General features: G+C 41.4%; 16 protein-coding genes. 15 read left to right on the forward strand and 1 reads right to left on the reverse strand.

Features of this window, described 5'->3' with window-relative positions; all coding sequences use genetic code 11:
* The first annotated feature begins 6 nt into the window (after positions 1 to 6).
* The 15 genes from PAN94_RS02655 (at position 7) to PAN94_RS02725 (ending at position 17,504) form a co-directional block, all read left to right on the forward strand.
* Complete coding sequence (locus PAN94_RS02655; RefSeq protein WP_285874469.1) at positions 7 to 735, forward strand: pseudouridine synthase; 729 nt, start codon at positions 7 to 9, stop codon at positions 733 to 735.
* Positions 736 to 849: 114 nt separating this feature from the next.
* Positions 850 to 1,344, forward strand: coding sequence for a DUF536 domain-containing protein (locus PAN94_RS02660; RefSeq protein ID WP_005591876.1), 495 nt, complete (start codon positions 850 to 852; stop codon positions 1,342 to 1,344).
* 158 nt (positions 1,345 to 1,502) lie between these two features.
* Positions 1,503 to 3,257 (forward strand): glycerophosphodiester phosphodiesterase, encoded by a 1,755-nt coding sequence (locus tag PAN94_RS02665; RefSeq protein ID WP_285874471.1) that lies wholly within the window; start codon positions 1,503 to 1,505, stop codon positions 3,255 to 3,257.
* Positions 3,258 to 3,398: 141 nt separating this feature from the next.
* Positions 3,399 to 5,375 carry a peptide ABC transporter substrate-binding protein gene (locus PAN94_RS02670; RefSeq protein WP_125372421.1) on the forward strand — a complete coding sequence of 659 codons (1,977 nt, stop codon included), beginning with the start codon at positions 3,399 to 3,401 and terminating at the stop codon, positions 5,373 to 5,375.
* Positions 5,376 to 5,440: 65 nt separating this feature from the next.
* Entirely contained in the window at positions 5,441 to 6,937 is a 1,497-nt protein-coding gene (locus tag PAN94_RS02675) for an ABC transporter permease (RefSeq protein WP_285874472.1), read from the forward strand.
* Positions 6,937 to 7,863 (forward strand): oligopeptide ABC transporter permease OppC, encoded by a 927-nt coding sequence (gene oppC, locus PAN94_RS02680; RefSeq protein WP_125379790.1) that lies wholly within the window; start codon positions 6,937 to 6,939, stop codon positions 7,861 to 7,863. The genes PAN94_RS02675 and oppC overlap by 1 nt, the downstream gene beginning before the upstream one ends.
* Positions 7,864 to 7,871: 8 nt before the next feature.
* The gene (locus tag PAN94_RS02685) at positions 7,872 to 8,939 is read left to right on the forward strand and encodes an ABC transporter ATP-binding protein (protein WP_005591881.1); all 1,068 of its coding nucleotides are present in this window, start codon (positions 7,872 to 7,874) and stop codon (positions 8,937 to 8,939) included.
* Between the two features lie 10 nt (positions 8,940 to 8,949).
* Positions 8,950 to 9,876: an ATP-binding cassette domain-containing protein gene (locus tag PAN94_RS02690; RefSeq protein WP_125388162.1), complete on the forward strand. Its 927-nt coding sequence runs from the start codon at positions 8,950 to 8,952 to the stop codon at positions 9,874 to 9,876.
* 259 nt (positions 9,877 to 10,135) lie between these two features.
* Positions 10,136 to 12,328 (forward strand): PTS transporter subunit IIBC, encoded by a 2,193-nt coding sequence (locus tag PAN94_RS02695; RefSeq protein ID WP_285874475.1) that lies wholly within the window; start codon positions 10,136 to 10,138, stop codon positions 12,326 to 12,328.
* A gap of 17 nt (positions 12,329 to 12,345) precedes the next feature.
* Complete coding sequence (locus PAN94_RS02700) at positions 12,346 to 13,161, forward strand: endonuclease/exonuclease/phosphatase family protein (RefSeq protein ID WP_285874476.1); 816 nt, start codon at positions 12,346 to 12,348, stop codon at positions 13,159 to 13,161.
* 221 nt (positions 13,162 to 13,382) lie between these two features.
* Positions 13,383 to 14,078: a cell wall-active antibiotics response protein LiaF gene (gene liaF / locus PAN94_RS02705; RefSeq protein WP_285874477.1), complete on the forward strand. Its 696-nt coding sequence runs from the start codon at positions 13,383 to 13,385 to the stop codon at positions 14,076 to 14,078.
* Positions 14,075 to 15,094: an envelope stress sensor histidine kinase LiaS gene (locus tag PAN94_RS02710; protein WP_285874478.1), complete on the forward strand. Its 1,020-nt coding sequence runs from the start codon at positions 14,075 to 14,077 to the stop codon at positions 15,092 to 15,094. The genes liaF and PAN94_RS02710 overlap by 4 nt, the downstream gene beginning before the upstream one ends.
* Entirely contained in the window at positions 15,072 to 15,704 is a 633-nt protein-coding gene (locus tag PAN94_RS02715; protein ID WP_285874479.1) for a response regulator transcription factor, read from the forward strand. Before PAN94_RS02710 ends, PAN94_RS02715 begins: the two co-directional genes overlap by 23 nt.
* Positions 15,705 to 15,741: 37 nt before the next feature.
* Positions 15,742 to 17,142 carry a bifunctional Cof-type HAD-IIB family hydrolase/peptidylprolyl isomerase gene (locus PAN94_RS02720; protein ID WP_285874480.1) on the forward strand — a complete coding sequence of 467 codons (1,401 nt, stop codon included), beginning with the start codon at positions 15,742 to 15,744 and terminating at the stop codon, positions 17,140 to 17,142.
* Complete coding sequence (locus tag PAN94_RS02725; RefSeq protein WP_005591890.1) at positions 17,142 to 17,504, forward strand: S1 RNA-binding domain-containing protein; 363 nt, start codon at positions 17,142 to 17,144, stop codon at positions 17,502 to 17,504. Before PAN94_RS02720 ends, PAN94_RS02725 begins: the two co-directional genes overlap by 1 nt.
* A 47-nt stretch (positions 17,505 to 17,551) precedes the next feature.
* On the opposite strand, the gene cysK is transcribed toward PAN94_RS02725, so the two are convergent.
* On the reverse strand, positions 17,552 to 18,481 hold the full coding sequence (gene cysK, locus PAN94_RS02730) for a cysteine synthase A (protein ID WP_285874481.1): 930 nt from the start codon (positions 18,479 to 18,481) through the stop codon (positions 17,552 to 17,554).
* Positions 18,482 to 18,550 lie beyond the last annotated feature (69 nt).

Genomic DNA, 18,550 nt, shown 5'->3' on the forward strand with positions numbered 1-18,550 from the left:
AAGAATATGCGTCTGGATAAATTTTTAGTGGAAAGTGGACTTGGCTCGCGCAGTCAAGTCAAGCAACTATTGAAAAAAGGTCAAGTCTGGGTCAATGGAGCAGCGGTCACGTCGGCCAAGACACAGATTGATGAGCGGTCGGATCAGATTGTGGTGGATGGTCAGCCCCTGGTATATGAAAAGTTTGTCTACTACCTCTTAAATAAACCTAAGGGTGTCATTTCTGCTACTGAAGATGACCGACATCGAACAGTTTTAGATTTATTGGACGATACTGCCCGTCAAAAAGAAGTCTTTCCTGTGGGGCGCTTAGATGTGGATACGCATGGGCTCCTGCTTTTAACCAATAATGGTCAGCTATCGCATGCTATGCTGTCCCCCAAGCGCCATGTGGCTAAGGTTTATCAGGCACAGGTTGCCGGTCTGATGGATCAGGCAGATGTTGAGCGTTTTGCTCAAGGAATCGAGCTTAAAGACTTCACTTGTCAGCCTGCCCAGCTCGAAATTATCGAAAGAAATGGAGGAGCACAGACCAGTCTGGTTCGTATCACGCTCTCAGAAGGTAAGTTTCATCAGGTGAAGCGGATGGTTCTAGCTTGTGGGAAGGAAGTCACCGACCTTCAGCGCTTGTCTATGGGGCCTCTGCAGCTAGATCCAAGTCTGGAACTGGGCCAATGGCGACGCTTGACAGAAGAAGAAATGCAGCGCTTGGAAATCTTTCAAGTTGAACTATAGAAGATTAGGAAAGTGGAACAATATATTGTTTCACTTTTTTGCTTTATTTGACAGTTAAGCCTTGATATGATAAGATTTAGGTAACTATATCTAGAAAAAGTTTCAGAGGAAATTATGGCAATTGAAAAGACAGTCAGCGAGCTGGCCGAGATTTTAGGAGTCAGCCGTCAGGCAATCAATAATCGTGTCAAGGCTCTGCCGCCAGAAGATACAGAAAAAAATGAAAAAGGGGTCACAGTCGTGACCCGCAGTGGCCTGATTAAGCTAGAAGAAATTTATAAAAAGACCATTTTTGAAGATGAGCCAGTCAGCGAAGAAGTCAAACAGCGCGAGTTGATGGAAATCTTAGTGGATGAAAAAAATGCTGAGATTTTGCGCCTTTATGAGCAACTCAAGGCTAAAGATAACCAGCTGGCTAAGAAAGACGAACAACTCCGTGTCAAGGACGTGCAGATTGCTGAAAAAGATAAGCAGCTAGACCAGCAGCAGCAGTTGACAGCCAAGGCTATGAGCGAGCGGGAAACCCTTCTTTTGGAACTGGATGAAGCCAAGGAGAAGGTGCAAAAGCAGGAAAACAAAGGATTTTTCGCCCGTTTATTTGGTAAATAAGAAAGAAAATCTCAGTTGAAAAGCTGAGATTTATTTTTCAAAGAAAGAGTAGAGATAAGGCGGAGAAACTGCCAAACGCAGATTTTCAGGAGCCATTCAGTTTTCGTTAGAGTTTGCCTATCCCTTTTTCGCCTAAATTTTTGAAAGAAGAAAATAAGATGAAACCAGAAAAACTTAGCTTTAAGCGCTTTTATCATAATTTAGACAAGATCCTAGTTCTCTTTTTCATGGTCTTTATGATGATGGAGTATGCTTGGATTCCCTTTAATTCCTACGCAGCAGAATACCTGCTCAAACAGACAGGCTATCTCTTTTTGTCTTACAATAATGTCTGGGCAGTCCTCAGCTCTAATTGGCTGGTCGGTCTAGGTTTTCTAGTCCTCGTTGTGGTCAATCTCTTTGTAGCCTATTTCCAGAGCGGCATGATTTTCATGGGGATTCGCAATCTCTTGGATAAAGAAAATCGACCGGTATTCGCTTTTCTTGGAAAAACATTCAGGGATAGTTTTGCTATTGTCAAGAAGGCTGGTCCAGGGAAAATGCTCTTTATCGTACTTTATATGGGCTTTCTTTTTCCTTTTTTGCGCCAAATTTTGAAAATATACTATCTCAATAAAATTTTGGTTCCGGATTTTATTGTCACCTATTTGGCAAATAATATTGTGTTCTCTGTTTTCATGGGACTTCTTGTGGTCGGCATGCTTCTAGTGGCAGTACGACTAATGTTTGCCCTACCACAGCTCTTTTTTGAACATGCCACAGTTCCTCAGGCAATTCGCTTTAGTCTGGCCAAGACCAAAAACCGCCTTTTCTTTTACACTAAGCATCTTTTTTGGATTATTATCAAAAGCTTTCTGCTTTATACTTTTCTCTCAGCTCCAGCTATACTGGGACAGCGATACGCGAACACTCAACCAAATGAGGTTGTCCTCTTTAGCGGTATTGTAGCTTTTGTCCTGATTAAGTTTGCCTATTATGCTATGTTGTCCTATTTCCTTCTCAAATTTGTCTCCTTCCTGACAGATCGTACCTTAAATGACTATCCAACGAAAAAAGGCCTGTCTCTAATGCGTTGGTTTGTTCTGACTATTGCCAGCTTAAGCTTTTCATTAGAAGGTTATGTCTATCTAAATTTCCCTTTGGAGAACGTTCCGATTACGATTTCCCATAGAGGGGTTTCGAGGGAAAATGGAATCCAAAATACCGTAGAAGCGCTGGAAAAAACAGCCTTGCTCAAGCCTGACTTGGTAGAAATGGATGTGCAGGAAACCAAGGATGGGCAATTTGTCATGATGCATGACGCAAACCTGAAGCAGTTGGCAGGTCTTGATGCCCAACCTCAAGACTTAACCTTGGCCGACTTAACTTCACTAGAGATTTCAGAAAATGGCTATCGGGCTAAGATTTCTAGCTTTGATGATTACTTTACTCGTGCCAATCAACTCGGCCAGCGCCTCTTGATAGAAATCAAGACCAGCAAGAAAGACTCCAAGAATATGATGGAGCGATTCTTGAGCAAGTATGGTGCCAAAATCAAGGTTTATCAACACCAGATTCAGTCTTTGGACTACCAAGTCATCGATCAGGTTGTCAAATATGACTCTTCTATCCCCAGCTTTTTTATCTTGCCTTATAATACAATTTTTCCACGAACTAAGGCTTCTGGCTACACCATGGAGTATTCAACCTTGGATGAAAATTTTGTCAATAAACTCTGGCAATCCGACAAACGTCTCTATGACTGGACCATTAATGATGAGGATAGCATCGTCAAATCCTTTCGCTTAGGAGTGGATGGGATGATTACAGATGATTTGGAGTTGGTTCAGACTTCCATCAAAGAACTCAAGGATGATCCGGACTATACTACCCTTCTATTAAATAAGTCTATAGACTTGCTAAGTTTTTCTTAGAATAGCAGTGGAAAATGAACACGAGTAATAGAGTAGAGTCATTGCATGGCTACCATAATATTCAGAAAATTTAGTTTACTTTTTTCCTTTCTTGTGCTATAATCCTAAGTAAACCTAAAAAAACAAAATTGGAGAATTCGTATGAAAAAAAGCAAAGTATTAGCTTTAGCTGGGGTTAGCCTTCTTTCAGTAGGCGTTTTAGCTGCTTGTTCTGGTTCATCAAAAGGAAACAGCGCAGCAAAAGCTTATAATTATGTCTATACTGCTGAACCAGAAACATTGGACTATGTGACATCTGGTAAGGCTTCAACAGCTGACCTCGTGACTAACGGTGTGGATGGTTTGTTGGAAAATGACCAATATGGTAATTTTGTACCGTCTATTGCAGAGTCTTGGACTGTTTCTAAGGATGGTTTGACTTATACCTATAAAATCCGTAAAGACGCTAAATGGTACACTTCAGAAGGTGAAGAATACGGCGATGTGACAGCTCAGGACTTTGTGACGGGCCTCAAGCATGCTGCTGATAAGAAATCTGAAGCCCTTTATCTTGTTCAACATTCTGTAAAAGGCTTGGATGACTACGTAAATGGTAAAACACCTGACTTCTCTACTGTTGGAGTTAAGGCAGTTGACGACCACACTCTCCAATATACTTTGAACCAACCTGAACCACAGTGGAATTCAAAGACAACTTCACAAGTTCTTTGGCCAGTTAATGCTGAATTCCTTAAGAAACAAGGGGACAAATTTGGTCAATCTACTGACCCATCTTCTATCCTTTACAATGGACCATTCTTGATGAAGTCTATCACTGCTAAGTCTGCTGTTGAATATCAAAAGAATGAAAACTACTGGGATAAAGAAAATGTTCATGTCGATACTATCAAGTTGTCTTACTTTGATGGACAAGACCAAGATGCCCTTGCTCGTAACTTTAAAGACGGCGCCTACACAGTAGCTCGTCTCTACCCTACAAGCTCAAACTATGCTGGAGTAGAAAAAGACTTCAAGGATAATATCTTTTTCACACCGCCAAGTGCTGGTGTAGCTGTTATGGGTGTCAATATTGATCGTCAAAGTTACAACCATACAAGTAAAACAACAGATGCTCAGAAGTCTGCTACTAAGAAAGCGATTCTGAACAAAGACTTCCGTCAAGCCTTGAACTTTGCTATCGACCGCACATCATACTCAGCACAGATCAATGGTAAAGAGGGTGCTCCTTACGCTGTCCGTAATACTTATGTACCACCAACTTTTGTTCAAGCCGGTGATAAATCTTTTGGTGACGTTGTAGAAGAGAAAGTTGCTGCATTGGGTGACGAATGGAAAGGTGTTAAACTTGAGGACGGTCAAGATGGCCTCTTTAATGCTGAGAAAGCAAAAGCAGAGTTTGCCAAAGCAAAAGCGGCTCTACAAGCTGACGGAGTAGAATTCCCAATTCATCTGGATCTCCCAGTTGCTCAGACTGCTAAGCCAATGGTTAACCGCGCGCAATCGCTTAAGCAATCTGTTGAAAAGACTTTGGGAACTGAGAATGTTGTTGTAGATATTCAACAAATGTCAGAAGATGATCTTTACAACATTACTTACTATGCACCAAATGCTGCTGGCGAAGACTGGGATATCTCAACAGCTGTTGGTTGGAACCCTGACTATCAAGATCCATCAACTTATTTGGATATTTTGAAAACTACATCAACTGAAACTACAAAGAGTTACCTTGGTTTTGAGGGAGCAGACAATGCTGCCGCTAAGCAAGTTGGTCTAGATGAATATGACCGCTTGGTAGATGAAGCTGGTAAAGAAACTTCAGATGTTGTTACTCGTTACGAAAAATATGCAGCAGCTCAGGCTTGGTTGACAGATAGCTCTCTTGTTGTCCCATTGATGGCAAACCCTGGTGCAGCACCATTTATCTCACGTATCGAGCCATTCTCAGGTTCTTATGCCCAAACAGGTAATAAGACAAGTTCTACTTACTTCAAACGTATTAAAGTAAAAGATGAAGTAGTAACGAAGAAAGACTACGAAGCAGCTCGTAAGAAATGGCTGAAAGAAAAAGAAGAGTCAAATGCGAAAGCACAAAAAGATCTCGAAAGTCATGTAGAATAAATCGTTCACTAGAACTTTCTCTAATAACGAGAGAAAGTTCTTTTGAAATTTAAAGGAAACGATAAATGAAGAAATACATTTTTATGCGTATTTTACGCTCAATTGTGTCGATTTTCTTGGTAACGACCTTGACCTATACCATTATTTATACAATGGTTCCGAGAAGATTGATTTTCAAACAAGATCCGAACTACAATAAGATAGCCACAACCGAAGATAAAAAGACAAACTATGAAAATACAGTCTATGAGCGGATGGGTTATATTGACTATTATGATACAAAAGAGTTGCAGGAAAAAGCCAAGAAGGAAAATAAATCTGTAACTACTGAGGCAACTGATGAGAATAAAAAAATCTACGAAGCCTATGTTGAAAAACTTGGCAAAGGTTGGAAATTGTATCAATTCAAAGAAAGCAAAGAATTCTATGCTGTTCGTGAAGTTCCAGTTTACGAGCGCGTACTCGAGTTCTATGCTAATCTGATTCAGATTGATCATCCAAATGTGATTCAAGATGATGAAAATCCAAATCTTAAGCGCTACATCCGTATCGAAAATGACCCAGCCATTGGTTGGTCAGTCGTAGGTTCGGGTACTCGTCATAAATATCTTCTATATTTTAATGGCCAATTCCCATTTGTTCACCAAAACTTTGTTAGTTTGAACCTAGGAAATTCTTACCCTACTTATGCGAATACGCCTGTACTACAAGTTATTTCCCAAGGACAAGGTCAAACAAAATCGTCAGAAGTTCAATTCCCAACAGGTAAGAAAACTTCTGCTGTAGATATTTACTCTCGTACCTACAAGACTCCAAGCAAGGCAGACTCTCAGGATATTGCTAAATATGGCAAGGGAGATGCTTACACTGCAACCAAGAATAACTATCAAAACCCATCGATGATTGTCAGCTCATCTATTATTGGTCTGATTGGTGTGGCGCTTTCTTATTTGATTGCTGTTCCGCTTGGTTCTTATATGGCTCGTTTGAAAAATACATGGTTTGATAGTATTTCAACAGGTGCCTTGACCTTTATGATGTCATTGCCAACCATCGCTCTTGTTTATATTGTTCGTTTGGCTGGTTCAGCTATTGGACTTCCAGATTCCTTCCCAATTTTGGGAGCAGGCGACTGGCGTTCCTATGTTTTGCCATCTCTGATTCTTGGACTTTTGAGCGCACCTGTGACAGCTGTCTGGATCCGTCGTTATATGATTGACTTGCAGTCCCAAGACTTTGTTCGCTTTGCCCGTGCCAAAGGTCTTTCTGAGAAAGAAATTTCGAACAAGCACATTTTCAAGAATGCGATGGTGCCGTTGGTATCTAGTATTCCAGCTTCTATCGTTGGTGTTATTGCAGGTGCGACCCTGACAGAAACTGTCTTCGCCTTTCCTGGTATGGGTAAAATGCTGATTGATTCTGTTAAGGCATCAAATAACTCAATGGTGGTTGGTCTTGTATTCATTTTCACCTGTCTTTCAATTTTTGCCCTCTTAGTTGGTGATATCTTGATGACAATGCTTGACCCACGTATTAAATTAACATCTAAAGGAGGTAAATAATGGCTACAATTGATAAAAGTAAATTCCAATTTGTCAAACGTGACGATTTTGCCTCTGAAACGATTGATGCTCCGGCTTATTCATACTGGCGCTCCGTTATGCGCCAGTTCTTGAAAAAGAAATCAACGACGATCATGTTAGGAATTCTGGTTGCCATCGTTTTGATGAGTTTCATTTATCCAATGTTCTCGAATTTCGATTTCAATGATGTCAGCAAGGTAAATGACTTTAGTATGCGTTATATCAAACCAAATGCTGAACACTGGTTTGGTACAGACAGTAATGGTAAATCTTTGTTTGACGGTGTTTGGTTTGGTGCTCGGAATTCTATCCTGATTTCGATTATTGCAACACTCATTAACCTGATTATCGGAATTATTATTGGTGCTATCTGGGGAATTTCCAAAGCGGTTGACCGTGTCATGATGGAAGTCTACAATATCATTTCAAATATTCCAGCCCTCTTGATTGTCATTGTCTTGACCTATTCTATCGGTGCTGGTTTCTGGAACTTGATCTTTGCCATGACCATCACTGGCTGGGTAGGGATTGCTTATACGATCCGTATTCAAATTATGCGTTATCGTGATTTGGAGTATAACTTGGCATCGCGTACCTTGGGAACTCCAACATATAAGATTGTGACCAAGAATATCATGCCCCAGTTGGTATCTGTTATTGTGACGACAACTTCTCAAATGCTTCCAAGCTTTATCTCTTACGAGGCATTCCTATCCTTCTTTGGGCTTGGTCTTCCTGTAACAGTACCAAGTTTGGGACGCTTGATTTCCGACTATTCACAAAACGTAACAACTAATGCTTACCTTTTCTGGATTCCATTGACAACCCTGATCTTGGTATCCCTGTCCTTCTTCGTAGTTGGTCAAAATTTAGCCGATGCAAGTGATCCACGGACACATAGATAGGAGTAAATATGACAAAAAATAAAAATGTAATATTGACTGCTCGCGATATTGTCGTGGAATTTGACGTTCGTGACAGAGTATTGACCGCCATTCGAGGCGTTTCCCTTGACCTAGTTGAAGGTGAAGTTCTGGCTCTAGTTGGAGAATCTGGCTCTGGTAAATCTGTTTTGACAAAAACATTTACTGGAATGTTGGAAGAAAATGGCCGTGTAGCTCAAGGAACGATTGATTACCGAGGAACTGATTTAACTGCCCTAAAGAGCAACAAAGACTGGGAACCCATCCGTGGTGCTAAAATTGCGACTATTTTCCAAGATCCGATGACTAGTCTAGATCCGATTAATACAATCGGAAGTCAAATTACCGAAGTTATCATCAAACACCAAGGAAAAACAAGTAAAGAAGCCAAAGAAATGGCAATCGACTACATGACTAAAGTTGGAATTCCAGACGCTGAAAAACGTTTTGAAGAGTATCCCTTCCAATATTCTGGTGGGATGCGCCAACGGATTGTTATCGCGATCGCCTTGGCTTGCCGTCCAGATATTCTGATCTGTGATGAACCAACAACAGCCCTCGATGTGACGATTCAAGCCCAAATTATTGACTTGCTCAAGTCATTGCAGGCAGAATACCATTTCACGACTGTCTTTATCACCCACGACCTTGGTGTTGTAGCAAGTATTGCCGATAAAGTGGCAGTTATGTATGCTGGTGAAATCGTTGAATATGGAACAGTTGAAGAAATCTTCTACGATCCAAAGCATCCATATACATGGAGCCTGCTATCTAGCTTGCCTCAGTTAGCTGAAGCAAATGGTGAACTTTACTCGATCCCAGGTACACCACCATCGCTATATACGAGCATTAAAGGGGATGCTTTTGCACTTCGTTCGGACTATGCAATGGCTATCGATTTCGAAGAAAAGGCTCCTGCCTTTCAGGTTTCCGATACGCATTGGGCTAAGACCTGGCTCTTGCACGAAGATGCACCAAGAGTTGAGAAACCAGCTATTATCGAAAATCTTCATGATAAAATTCGTTCAAAAATGGGCTTCAATCACTTAGAAGCTTAGGAGGAAGGAAATGACTGAAAAATTAGTTGAAATTAAAGATTTAGAAATTTCCTTCGGCGAAGGAAGTAAGAAATTTGTGGCTGTAAAAAATGCGAATTTCTTTATCAATAAAGGAGAAACTTTTTCCCTAGTAGGTGAATCTGGTTCTGGGAAGACAACCATCGGCCGTGCTATCATCGGCTTGAACGATACTAGTGCAGGTGAGATTTTATACGAAGGTAAAAAGATCAACGGGAAGCAATCTAAAGCTGAGGAAGCTGAATTGATCCGTAAGATTCAAATGATTTTCCAAGATCCAGCTGCTAGCTTGAATGAGCGTGCTACGGTTGACTATATCATTTCAGAAGGTCTTTATAACTATCATCTTTTTGAAAATGAAGAAGACCGTCAGCAAAAGGTTAAGAATATCATTCGTGAAGTTGGTCTTTTAGCTGAGCATTTGACACGCTATCCCCACGAGTTTTCTGGTGGTCAACGCCAGCGGATTGGGATTGCTCGTGCCTTAGTCATGGAGCCAGATTTCGTCATTGCGGATGAGCCAATCTCTGCCTTGGACGTTTCTGTCCGTGCGCAAGTCTTGAACCTTTTGAAAAAATTCCAAAAAGAACTTGGCTTGACCTATCTCTTTATCGCCCACGACCTATCTGTAGTTCGCTTTATTTCAGATCGAATCGCTGTTATTTATAAAGGGGTTATCGTCGAGGTGGCAGAGACGGAAGAGTTGTTTAACAACCCTATCCACCCTTATACGCAGTCCCTTTTGTCTGCTGTGCCGATTCCAGACCCAATTTTGGAGCGCAAAAAGGTCTTAAAGGTTTACGATCCAGAGCAGCATGACTACTCAGTGGATCAACCTAGCATGGTTGAGATCCGTCCTGGCCACTATGTCTGGGCTAATCAGGCAGAAGCTGACCGCTATAAAAAAGAATATAAATAAAAAAGAAGCTGTAGAAACATGGAATTGAATGTTTCTCGGCTTTTTTTGTTGTTATTTCAGCAAATTTATGGAAATATACGCAATCGCTTGCATGCTAAAATTTCACCTTATTCTATATATTATTCCACTAAATATAGGAAAAATTCCCAAAATAATTTTTATAAAAGCCTTTACAAAATTAAAAATAGTGGTATAATAGTATTATCCAATGCAAACGATTTCATCAAGGGGTGGTTTGTGAAAATATAAGGAGGTCTGGATGATGAAAGATTCATTCAAAAACATTTTTAGCTTTGAATTTTGGCAAAAATTCGGTAAAGCTTTGATGGTGGTTGTTGCGGTTATGCCCGCAGCAGGTTTGATGATCAGTATTGGTAAGTCAATTCCGATGATCAATCCTGAGCTAGGTTTTCTAGTGACTACTGGTGGCGTTTTAGAACAAATTGGTTGGGGGGTTATCGGTAACCTGCATATCCTCTTTGCTCTTGCTATTGGAGGTAGCTGGGCGAAAGAACGTGCTGGTGGTGCCTTTGCGGCAGGTTTATCCTTCATTTTGATTAACCGTATCACTGGGGTTATGTTTGGTGTATCAAGCGATATGCTGAAAGATTCTAAAGCAGTAGTTAGCACTTTCTTAGGAGGAAGCATCAAGGTTTCTGATTACTTTATCAGTGTTCTTGAGTCTCCTGCTTTGAATATGGGGGTTTTCGTCGGAATCATCGCAGGTTTTGTCGGAGCAACAGCTTACAACAAATACTACAACTTCCGTAAATTGCCAGATGCTTTGTCATTCTTTAATGGTAAGCGTTTTGTACCATTCGTTGTTATCTTGCGTTCAGCAATCGTAGCAATTGTTTTGTCATTCGTATGGCCAGTTGTTCAATCAGGTATTAACAACTTTGGTGTTTGGATTGCAAATTCACAAGATACTGCACCAATCCTAGCACCATTCATCTACGGTACTTTAGAACGTCTCTTGCTTCCATTTGGTTTGCACCACATGTTGACTATCCCAATGAACTATACTCAACTTGGGGGAACTTATGAAGTATTGACTGGTGCTGCTAAAGGAACTCAAGTATTTGGACAAGATCCACTTTGGTTGGCTTGGGCAACTGACTTAGTTGGTACTAAGACAGCTGATCCTACTAAGTACCAATATTTGCTTGACACATTCCATCCAGCCCGCTTCAAAGTTGGACAAATGATCGGTTCATTTGGTATCCTTATGGGTGTTGCTGCAGCTATTTACCGCAATGTAGATGCTGACAAGAAACACAAATACAAAGGTATGATGATTGCGACTGCTTTGGCAACCTTCTTGACAGGGGTTACTGAACCAATCGAGTATATGTTTATGTTCGTTGCAACACCACTGTATATCATCTATGCTTTTGTACAAGGTGCCGCATTTGCAATGGCTGACATCGTTAACCTTCGTGTACACTCATTCGGATCAATCGAATTCTTGACTCGTACTCCTATGGCAATCAATGCTGGTTTGGGTATGGATGTCATCAACTTTATCTGGGTTACAGTTCTCTTTGCAGTGATCATGTACTTCATTTCTAACTTCATGATCAAGAAATTCAACTATGCAACTCCAGGACGCAACGGTAACTATGAAACAGCAGAAGGTTCAGATGAAGCTTCTTCATCAGAATCTGGTAATGGTAAAGTTGCTGCAGCTTCTCAAGCCGTTAATGTTATCAATCTTCTAGGTGGTCGCGCTAATATCGTTGATGTAGATGCATGTATGACACGTCTGCGTGTAACTGTCAAAGATGCTGAAAAAGTTGGAACAGTAGAACAGTGGAAAGCTGAAGGCGCTATGGGCTTAGTTATGAAGGGTCAAGGCGTTCAAGCAATCTACGGACCAAAAGCTGACGTTCTTAAATCTGATATCCAAGACTTGTTGGATTCAGGAGAAGTGATTCCTGAAACTTTACCAAGTCAAAAAGCTGAGTCTGCAGCTGCAGCAGTTAGCTACAAGGGTGTGACAGAAGCAATTGAAACCGTTGCTGATGGTGAAGTTGTCAAGTTGGAAGATGTTAAAGATCCAGTCTTCTCACAAAAAATGATGGGTGACGGATTTGCGGTTGAACCAGCAAATGGTAAGATCTATTCTCCAGTAGCTGGTAAAGTGACAAGCGTTTTCCCTACAAAACACGCTCTTGGTCTTTTGACTGAAGCTGGTCTTGAGGTTCTTGTTCATATCGGTTTGGATACTGTTAGCCTTGAAGGCAAACCTTTTGAAGTACATGTAGCAGAAGGACAAACCGTTGCTGCAGGTGATCTATTGGTAACAGCAGATTTGGCGGCTATTAAAGAAGCGGGTCGTGAAACAACCACTATCGTTGTCTTCACAAATGCTCCAGCAATCAAATCAGTGTCAGTTGAGAAATTCGGTAAAGTCGCTCCTAAGACAGTTGTGGCTAAAGTAGAATTGTAAGATAGAAAAGAGAAATCATGGCAAAATTCCTGACTTTAAATACTCATAGTTGGATGGAAGAAGAGCAAGAAAGCAAGCTAAATCAGCTAGCAGAGCGGATTCTTCAAGAAAAATATGATGTCATTTGCCTGCAGGAAGTCAATCAATTAGTGGAGTCTGAACAGGTTGTTCAGGCTCCCTTCTATTATGCGGTAGATGGCGCCATTCCGATTCACCAGGACCACTATGCCCTGCGTCTGGTTGAGAAACTAGCTGAGGCAGGTCTGGACTATTACTGGTCTTGGGCTTATAATCATATTGGATTTGATATTTATAATGAAGGGGTTGCAATTCTGTCCAGAAAGCCCCTGAAGGCAAGAGAACTCTTGGTGTCTGATGTCAATGATCCAAGTGACTATCATACGCGTAAAGTCTTACTGGCAGAAACAGAGCTTGATGGTCAGCCTATCACGGTTGCTTCTTGTCACTTGTCTTGGTGGGATAAAGGCTTCCAAGAAGAATGGGCCAAGTTTGAATCTGAGCTTTTGCAAGTTGAGACTCCGCTAGTTCTCATGGGTGATTTTAATAATCCCGTTGATTACGAAGGCTATCAGCACATTCTTCAAAGTCCGCTTGTTCTTCAGGACAGCCATAAGGTGGCTGTCCAAACGATTGGTACAGCGACAGTTGAAGGCGATATTGCTGGATGGGCAGGAAACAAAGATGCTCTAAAAATTGATTATATCTTTACAAGTAAAGATTTCAATATTGAAAGATCTGCTGTTGTTTTTGATGGGCAACGTGGTCCAGTCGTTAGTGACCATTTTGGCTTGGAAGCACAAGTCCATTTCTAAGCTTGTCTGAACAATACAAATAAACTAAAAAATCGTTTTAAATGTTTGTTTTGCTTAAACAGCATTTGAAGCGATTTTTTGCTTTTTAGAGAAAAAGTACAAAGAAGTCTAGCAGTTAAGGAGCTGCTGCTAAAGATAGGATAATCTTTCCATTTCATGCCTCAGACGGAGGTTTTTTTGCTTAATTTTGTTACAATAGACATGTAAGGAAGGGAATAGCTATGTGGAAAGTTCAATTATTTTTCTTTGTTGAGGCGATTCTATTATCAATGGCGCTGGTTACCATGCTGGCTGCCGATTTTTCGCGTGTTGTTCTCATCATGCTACTCTTTCTTTTGTTTTTATATTATTATTTCGGCAAGCAGAGAGGCAATTCGCTATTGGTCGCGACCATGATTGTCTTCTTTTTCATTGTCATGCTCAATCCTTACGTTATAGCCGCTGTGCTCTTTGCCTTAATTTACGGCATGATTGTAGCCTATCCTTATCTGTACAAGGAAAATCAAGAGACCCATCTTTTCTTTGAAGATGCGACCGAAGTTCGGGCTGAAAAAAATCGTTGGTTGGGAGATTTACAGCATTTCTCAAAGGATGACTGCCAGTTTCATGATATCAACCTTTTAAGAATGATGGGAAAGGATACCATTCATTTAGAGGATGTCATTGTGGTTAATCATGATAATGTGATTGTGATTCGCAAGGGCTTTGGGGATACCAAGATCGTCATTCCTTTGGATGTGGAAATTCAGCTTCAGATCAATACCCTATACGGAGACTTGAATTTTTTAAATCATCCGCCACGCAAGCTGCGCAATGAAACGATTTCTCTGACAACGCCTGACTATAAGCGAGCCAGCAAAACCGTAAAAATTGTTTTGGTCAGCTTTTTAGGAAATGTGGAGGTTGTTAGAAAGTGAAAAAAACAAGTTATTTGCTTATTTTCCTCTATACCTTCTTTGTTTTAGGAATTATCTTTCATTACATTTTTAATCTTTTTAATTTAGAATGGCAAAAGCTGCTGAACAATCTGGAACTGCTCCAGTCTTTTACCTTTTTTGTTCTGGTTCTTAGCTTAGCGCTGACTATCTTTTTGGCCGCTGCTGCGCGCTTCCTTCAGCACTTGTCTCTTTCTCAAGTTCAAAAGAATTTAAAAGATATTTTAGAAGGCAGAGGCATACAAGAAACCGGGCAGGTAGAACTGGACGATTCTCTTATCCGCTTAAAAGAAAAGTTGGATAGTCTAACTGAAAATTTGCAGAAATCTGAGAATCAGGCTTTGCAGGCGGAAGAGAAGATTATCGAAAAAGAACGCAGGCGGATTGCTCGCGATTTGCATGATACGGTCAGTCAGGAGCTATTTGCTGCCAATATGATTCTTTCAGGTGTCGCTGGGAATGTGGAGCGTCTCGATAAAGACAATCTCCAACGACAGTTAAAGGGAATCGCAGACATTCTAGAGACAGCGCAAAAAGACTTGCGGATCTTGCTCTTACATTTACGGCCGACAGAGTTGGAAAATCGGACCTTGGTAGAGGGCATGAATGTCTTAATCAAAGAATTGACAGATAAGTCGGACTTGACTGTCCAGTTTAAGCATGAGGTGGTCGGCCTGCCCAAGCAGATAGAGGAGCATATTTTTAGGATTATCCAAGAAATCATTAATAATACCTTGCGACATGCTCAGGCCAGTCGTCTGGACATCTATCTCTATCAGACGCCAAATAGGCTCAAACTCAAGGTTTCTGATGACGGAATCGGTTTTGATCCGGTTGGCTTGGCTGACATGAGTTATGGTTTGAAAAATATTGAAGATCGAGTGCATGATATGGCTGGAACCTTGAAGATTCTAACGGCTCCCAAAAAAGGGGTTTCTATCGAAATCAGTGTTCCATTGTTAGAAGGGGAAAAGGATGAGAATATTACTAGTGGATGACCATCAAATGGTCAGGTTGGGCTTAAAAAGCTTTTTTGAATTACAGGACGATATTGAAGAAGTGACAGAGGCTACCAATGGTAGAGAAGGTGTCGAAAAGGCTCTGAAAAGCCGTCCTGATGTGATTATGATGGATATTGTTATGCCAGAGATGAGTGGCATTGATGCTACTTTGGCTATCTTGAAAGAATGGCCAGAGGCAAAGATTTTGATTTTGACGTCCTATCTGGACAATGAAAAAATCTATCCTGTCTTGGATGCCGGTGCCCGTGGCTATATGTTGAAGACTTCCAGTGCGGATGAAATTCTCCACGCCGTCAGAAAGGTTGCAAAGGGTGAATTTGCCATTGAAACAGAAGTCAGCAAGAAGGTCGAATACCATCGAAATCATATAGAGCTTCACGAGGATTTGACAGCGCGGGAGCGGGATATTTTGGGGCTTCTAGCCAAGGGCTATGAGAACCAGCGGATTGCTGATGAGCTCTTTATTTCCTTGAAAACGGTCAAGACGCATGTGTCCAATATTTTGTCTAAGCTAGAAGTGAGCGATCGGACCCAGGCAGTTGTCTATGCTTTTCAGCATCATCTTGTTCCGCAAGATGATTTTTAATGATATAATAGAGAAGATTAAATTGAAAGAGGAAGATATGAAGGCGAAATTAAAATATAAGGCAAAAAAGATTAAGATTGTTTTCTTTGATATCGATGATACTTTGCGGGTCAAGGAAACGGGCTTCATCCCAGAGTCGATCAAAGTTGTATTTAAGCAGCTGAGAGAAAAGGGAATTCTGACAGGAATTGCTTCTGGTCGTGGCATTTTTGGAGTTGTTCCAGAAATTCGTGACTTGGATCCTGATTTTTTTGTTACCTTGAATGGGGCTTATGTTGAAAATAGAAAAGGCGAAGTCATTGCAAAAACGGTCATTCCGCAAGAATGCGTGGAATCCTATATTTCCTGGACCAAGGAAGTGGGAATTGAGTACGGTTTGGTAGGCAGTCACGAAGCGGCTTTGTCTGTTCGCAATCCTATGATTTCGTCAGCAATTGATATCATTTATCCAGATCTGGCTGTCAATCCTGATTTTTACCAAGATCATGAAATCTATCAAATGTGGACATTTGAGGATGTAGGTGACAGTTTGCAGTTGCCAGAAGATTTGACCAAATCTCTTCGTATGGTGCGTTGGCATGAGCATTCATCGGATGTCGTACCGAAAGAAGGTTCAAAGGCAGCTGGTGTTGCCAAGGTCGTGGAGCACCTCGGTTTCAAGCCAGAAAATGTTTTAGTTTTTGGTGATGGACTCAATGATTTAGAATTATTTGACTATGCAGGGCTCAGTATTGCTATGGGAGTTTCCCATGAGGAATTGCAGAAAAAGGCTGATTTTGTCACAAAAACGGTCGAAGAAGACGGCATCTTTGACGCCTTGGAGCAATTGGGCATGGTAGAGAAAGAATTGACCTTCCCACAGCTCCATCTTGATGAGGTTCAAGGCCCAGTTGCAAAGATCAAGACAAATCATGGTGAACTGAAAATTCAACTCTTCCCAGAGCAAGCACCCAAAACAGTTGCCAACTTTATCGCCTTATCAAAGGATGGCTACTATGACGGAGTAATCTTCCACCGAGTTATCAAAGATTTTATGATTCAGGGGGGCGATCCGACAGGTACTGGCATGGGTGGAGAGTCCATCTACGGTGAACGCTTTGAAGATGAGTTTTCACCGGAACTTTACAATATTCGTGGTGCCCTATCAATGGCGAATGCTGGACCCAATACCAATGGCAGTCAGTTCTTTATTGTCCAAAATAGTAGTCTTCCCTATTCAACCAAGGAATTGACTCGGGGAGGATGGCCAAAGCCAATCGCTGAAGTTTATGCTAGCAAGGGCGGGACACCGCATTTGGACCGTCGACATACTGTGTTTGGTCAACTGGTGGATGAGGCATCTTATGAAGTTTTGGATAAAATTGCAGCGGTTGAAACAGCTTCAATGGATAAACCACTTGAGGATGTTGTCATTGAGACGATTGAGGTTATAGACTAATGAAAATCGGAGATAAGTTAAAGGGCAAAATTACAGGGATTCAGCCCTACGGTGCCTTTGTCGAACTAGAAAGCGGTCTGATCGGCCTCATTCATATTTCTGAGATTCGGACGGGCTATATTGACAATATTCACGATATTTTAAAAATTGGGGATCAGGTCCTCGTGCAGGTGGTGGATTATGATGAGTTTTCTGGTAAGGCCAGCCTGTCAATGCGGACTTTAGAGGAAGAAAAACATCGTTTACCGAGACGACATCGCTTTTCAAATGATCGTTGTAAAATTGGATTTGCGCCCTTAGGTAAGCAATTGCCAATCTGGATAAGGGAAGCCAAAGCTTTTCTGAAAGAACAAAAAGAGTAAAAAATTCCTACCTAAACGGGTAGGAATTTTGTTAACTCTTTTCACGATTAAGCGTCAAATTCGTAGAGAGCAGTAGATAGGTAACGTTCACCATTATCAGGTGCAAGGGCAAGGACTTTCTTGCCAGCTCCTAGTTTTTTAGCGACTTCGATGGCTGCAAAAATAGCTGCAGCAGATGAAATTCCGACTAGGAAACCTTCCTGACCACCAATATGGCGTCCTAACTCTAGCGCTTGATCAGAAGTCACGCGGACAATGCCATCATAGGCTGCTGTATCCAAGGTCTCTGGAATGAAGCCAGCTGAAAGTCCTTGGATTTTGTGAGGACCTGGTTTCTCACCAGAAAGGATAGCAGATTCGTCTGCTTCGACTGCATAGACTTGGATATTTGGATTCGCTTTTTTAAGAGCATGAGAGACACCAGAGATAGTCCCCCCAGTTCCGACACCGCCTACAAAGGCATCCAGCCCAGTTTCACCGAAAGCAGCGACAATTTCTGCTCCTGTTGTTCGTTCGTGAACCTCTGGATTAGCCGGATTGTCAAACTGCAGTGGCAACCAGCCATTTCGTTCTTTAGCGATTTCTTCTGCCTTGGCAATAGCCCCTTTCATTCCTTCGCTCCCCGGAGTCAAAACTAGCTCCGCTCCATAAGCTTGGATAATCTTGCGGCGCTCCACACTCATAGTTTCTGGCATCACAATGACAACTTTGTAGCCTTTAGCTGCTCCAACCCATGAAAGGCCAATACCGGTATTTCCGCTGGTTGCTTCAACGATAGTATCGCCAGGCTTGATAAGGCCATCTCGTTCAGCTGCCTCAATCATGCTGAGAGCAATCCGGTCTTTGACAGAAGAGCCAGGGTTGAAGGCTTCTAACTTGACATAAACCTCAGCTGCTCCTTCAGGAACGATATTATTAAGTTTAACAATTGGCGTTCTTCCAACTAATTCTGTGATGTTTTGATAAATGTTTGCCATTTTTTCTACCTCAATACTTTAATGAGACTAGTATAAGCTGAAAGTGGCACTTTGTAAAATATAAAAAAG

The sequence above is a fragment of the Streptococcus sp. SC1 genome (assembly GCF_030272855.1).
Lineage (GTDB): Bacteria > Bacillota > Bacilli > Lactobacillales > Streptococcaceae > Streptococcus.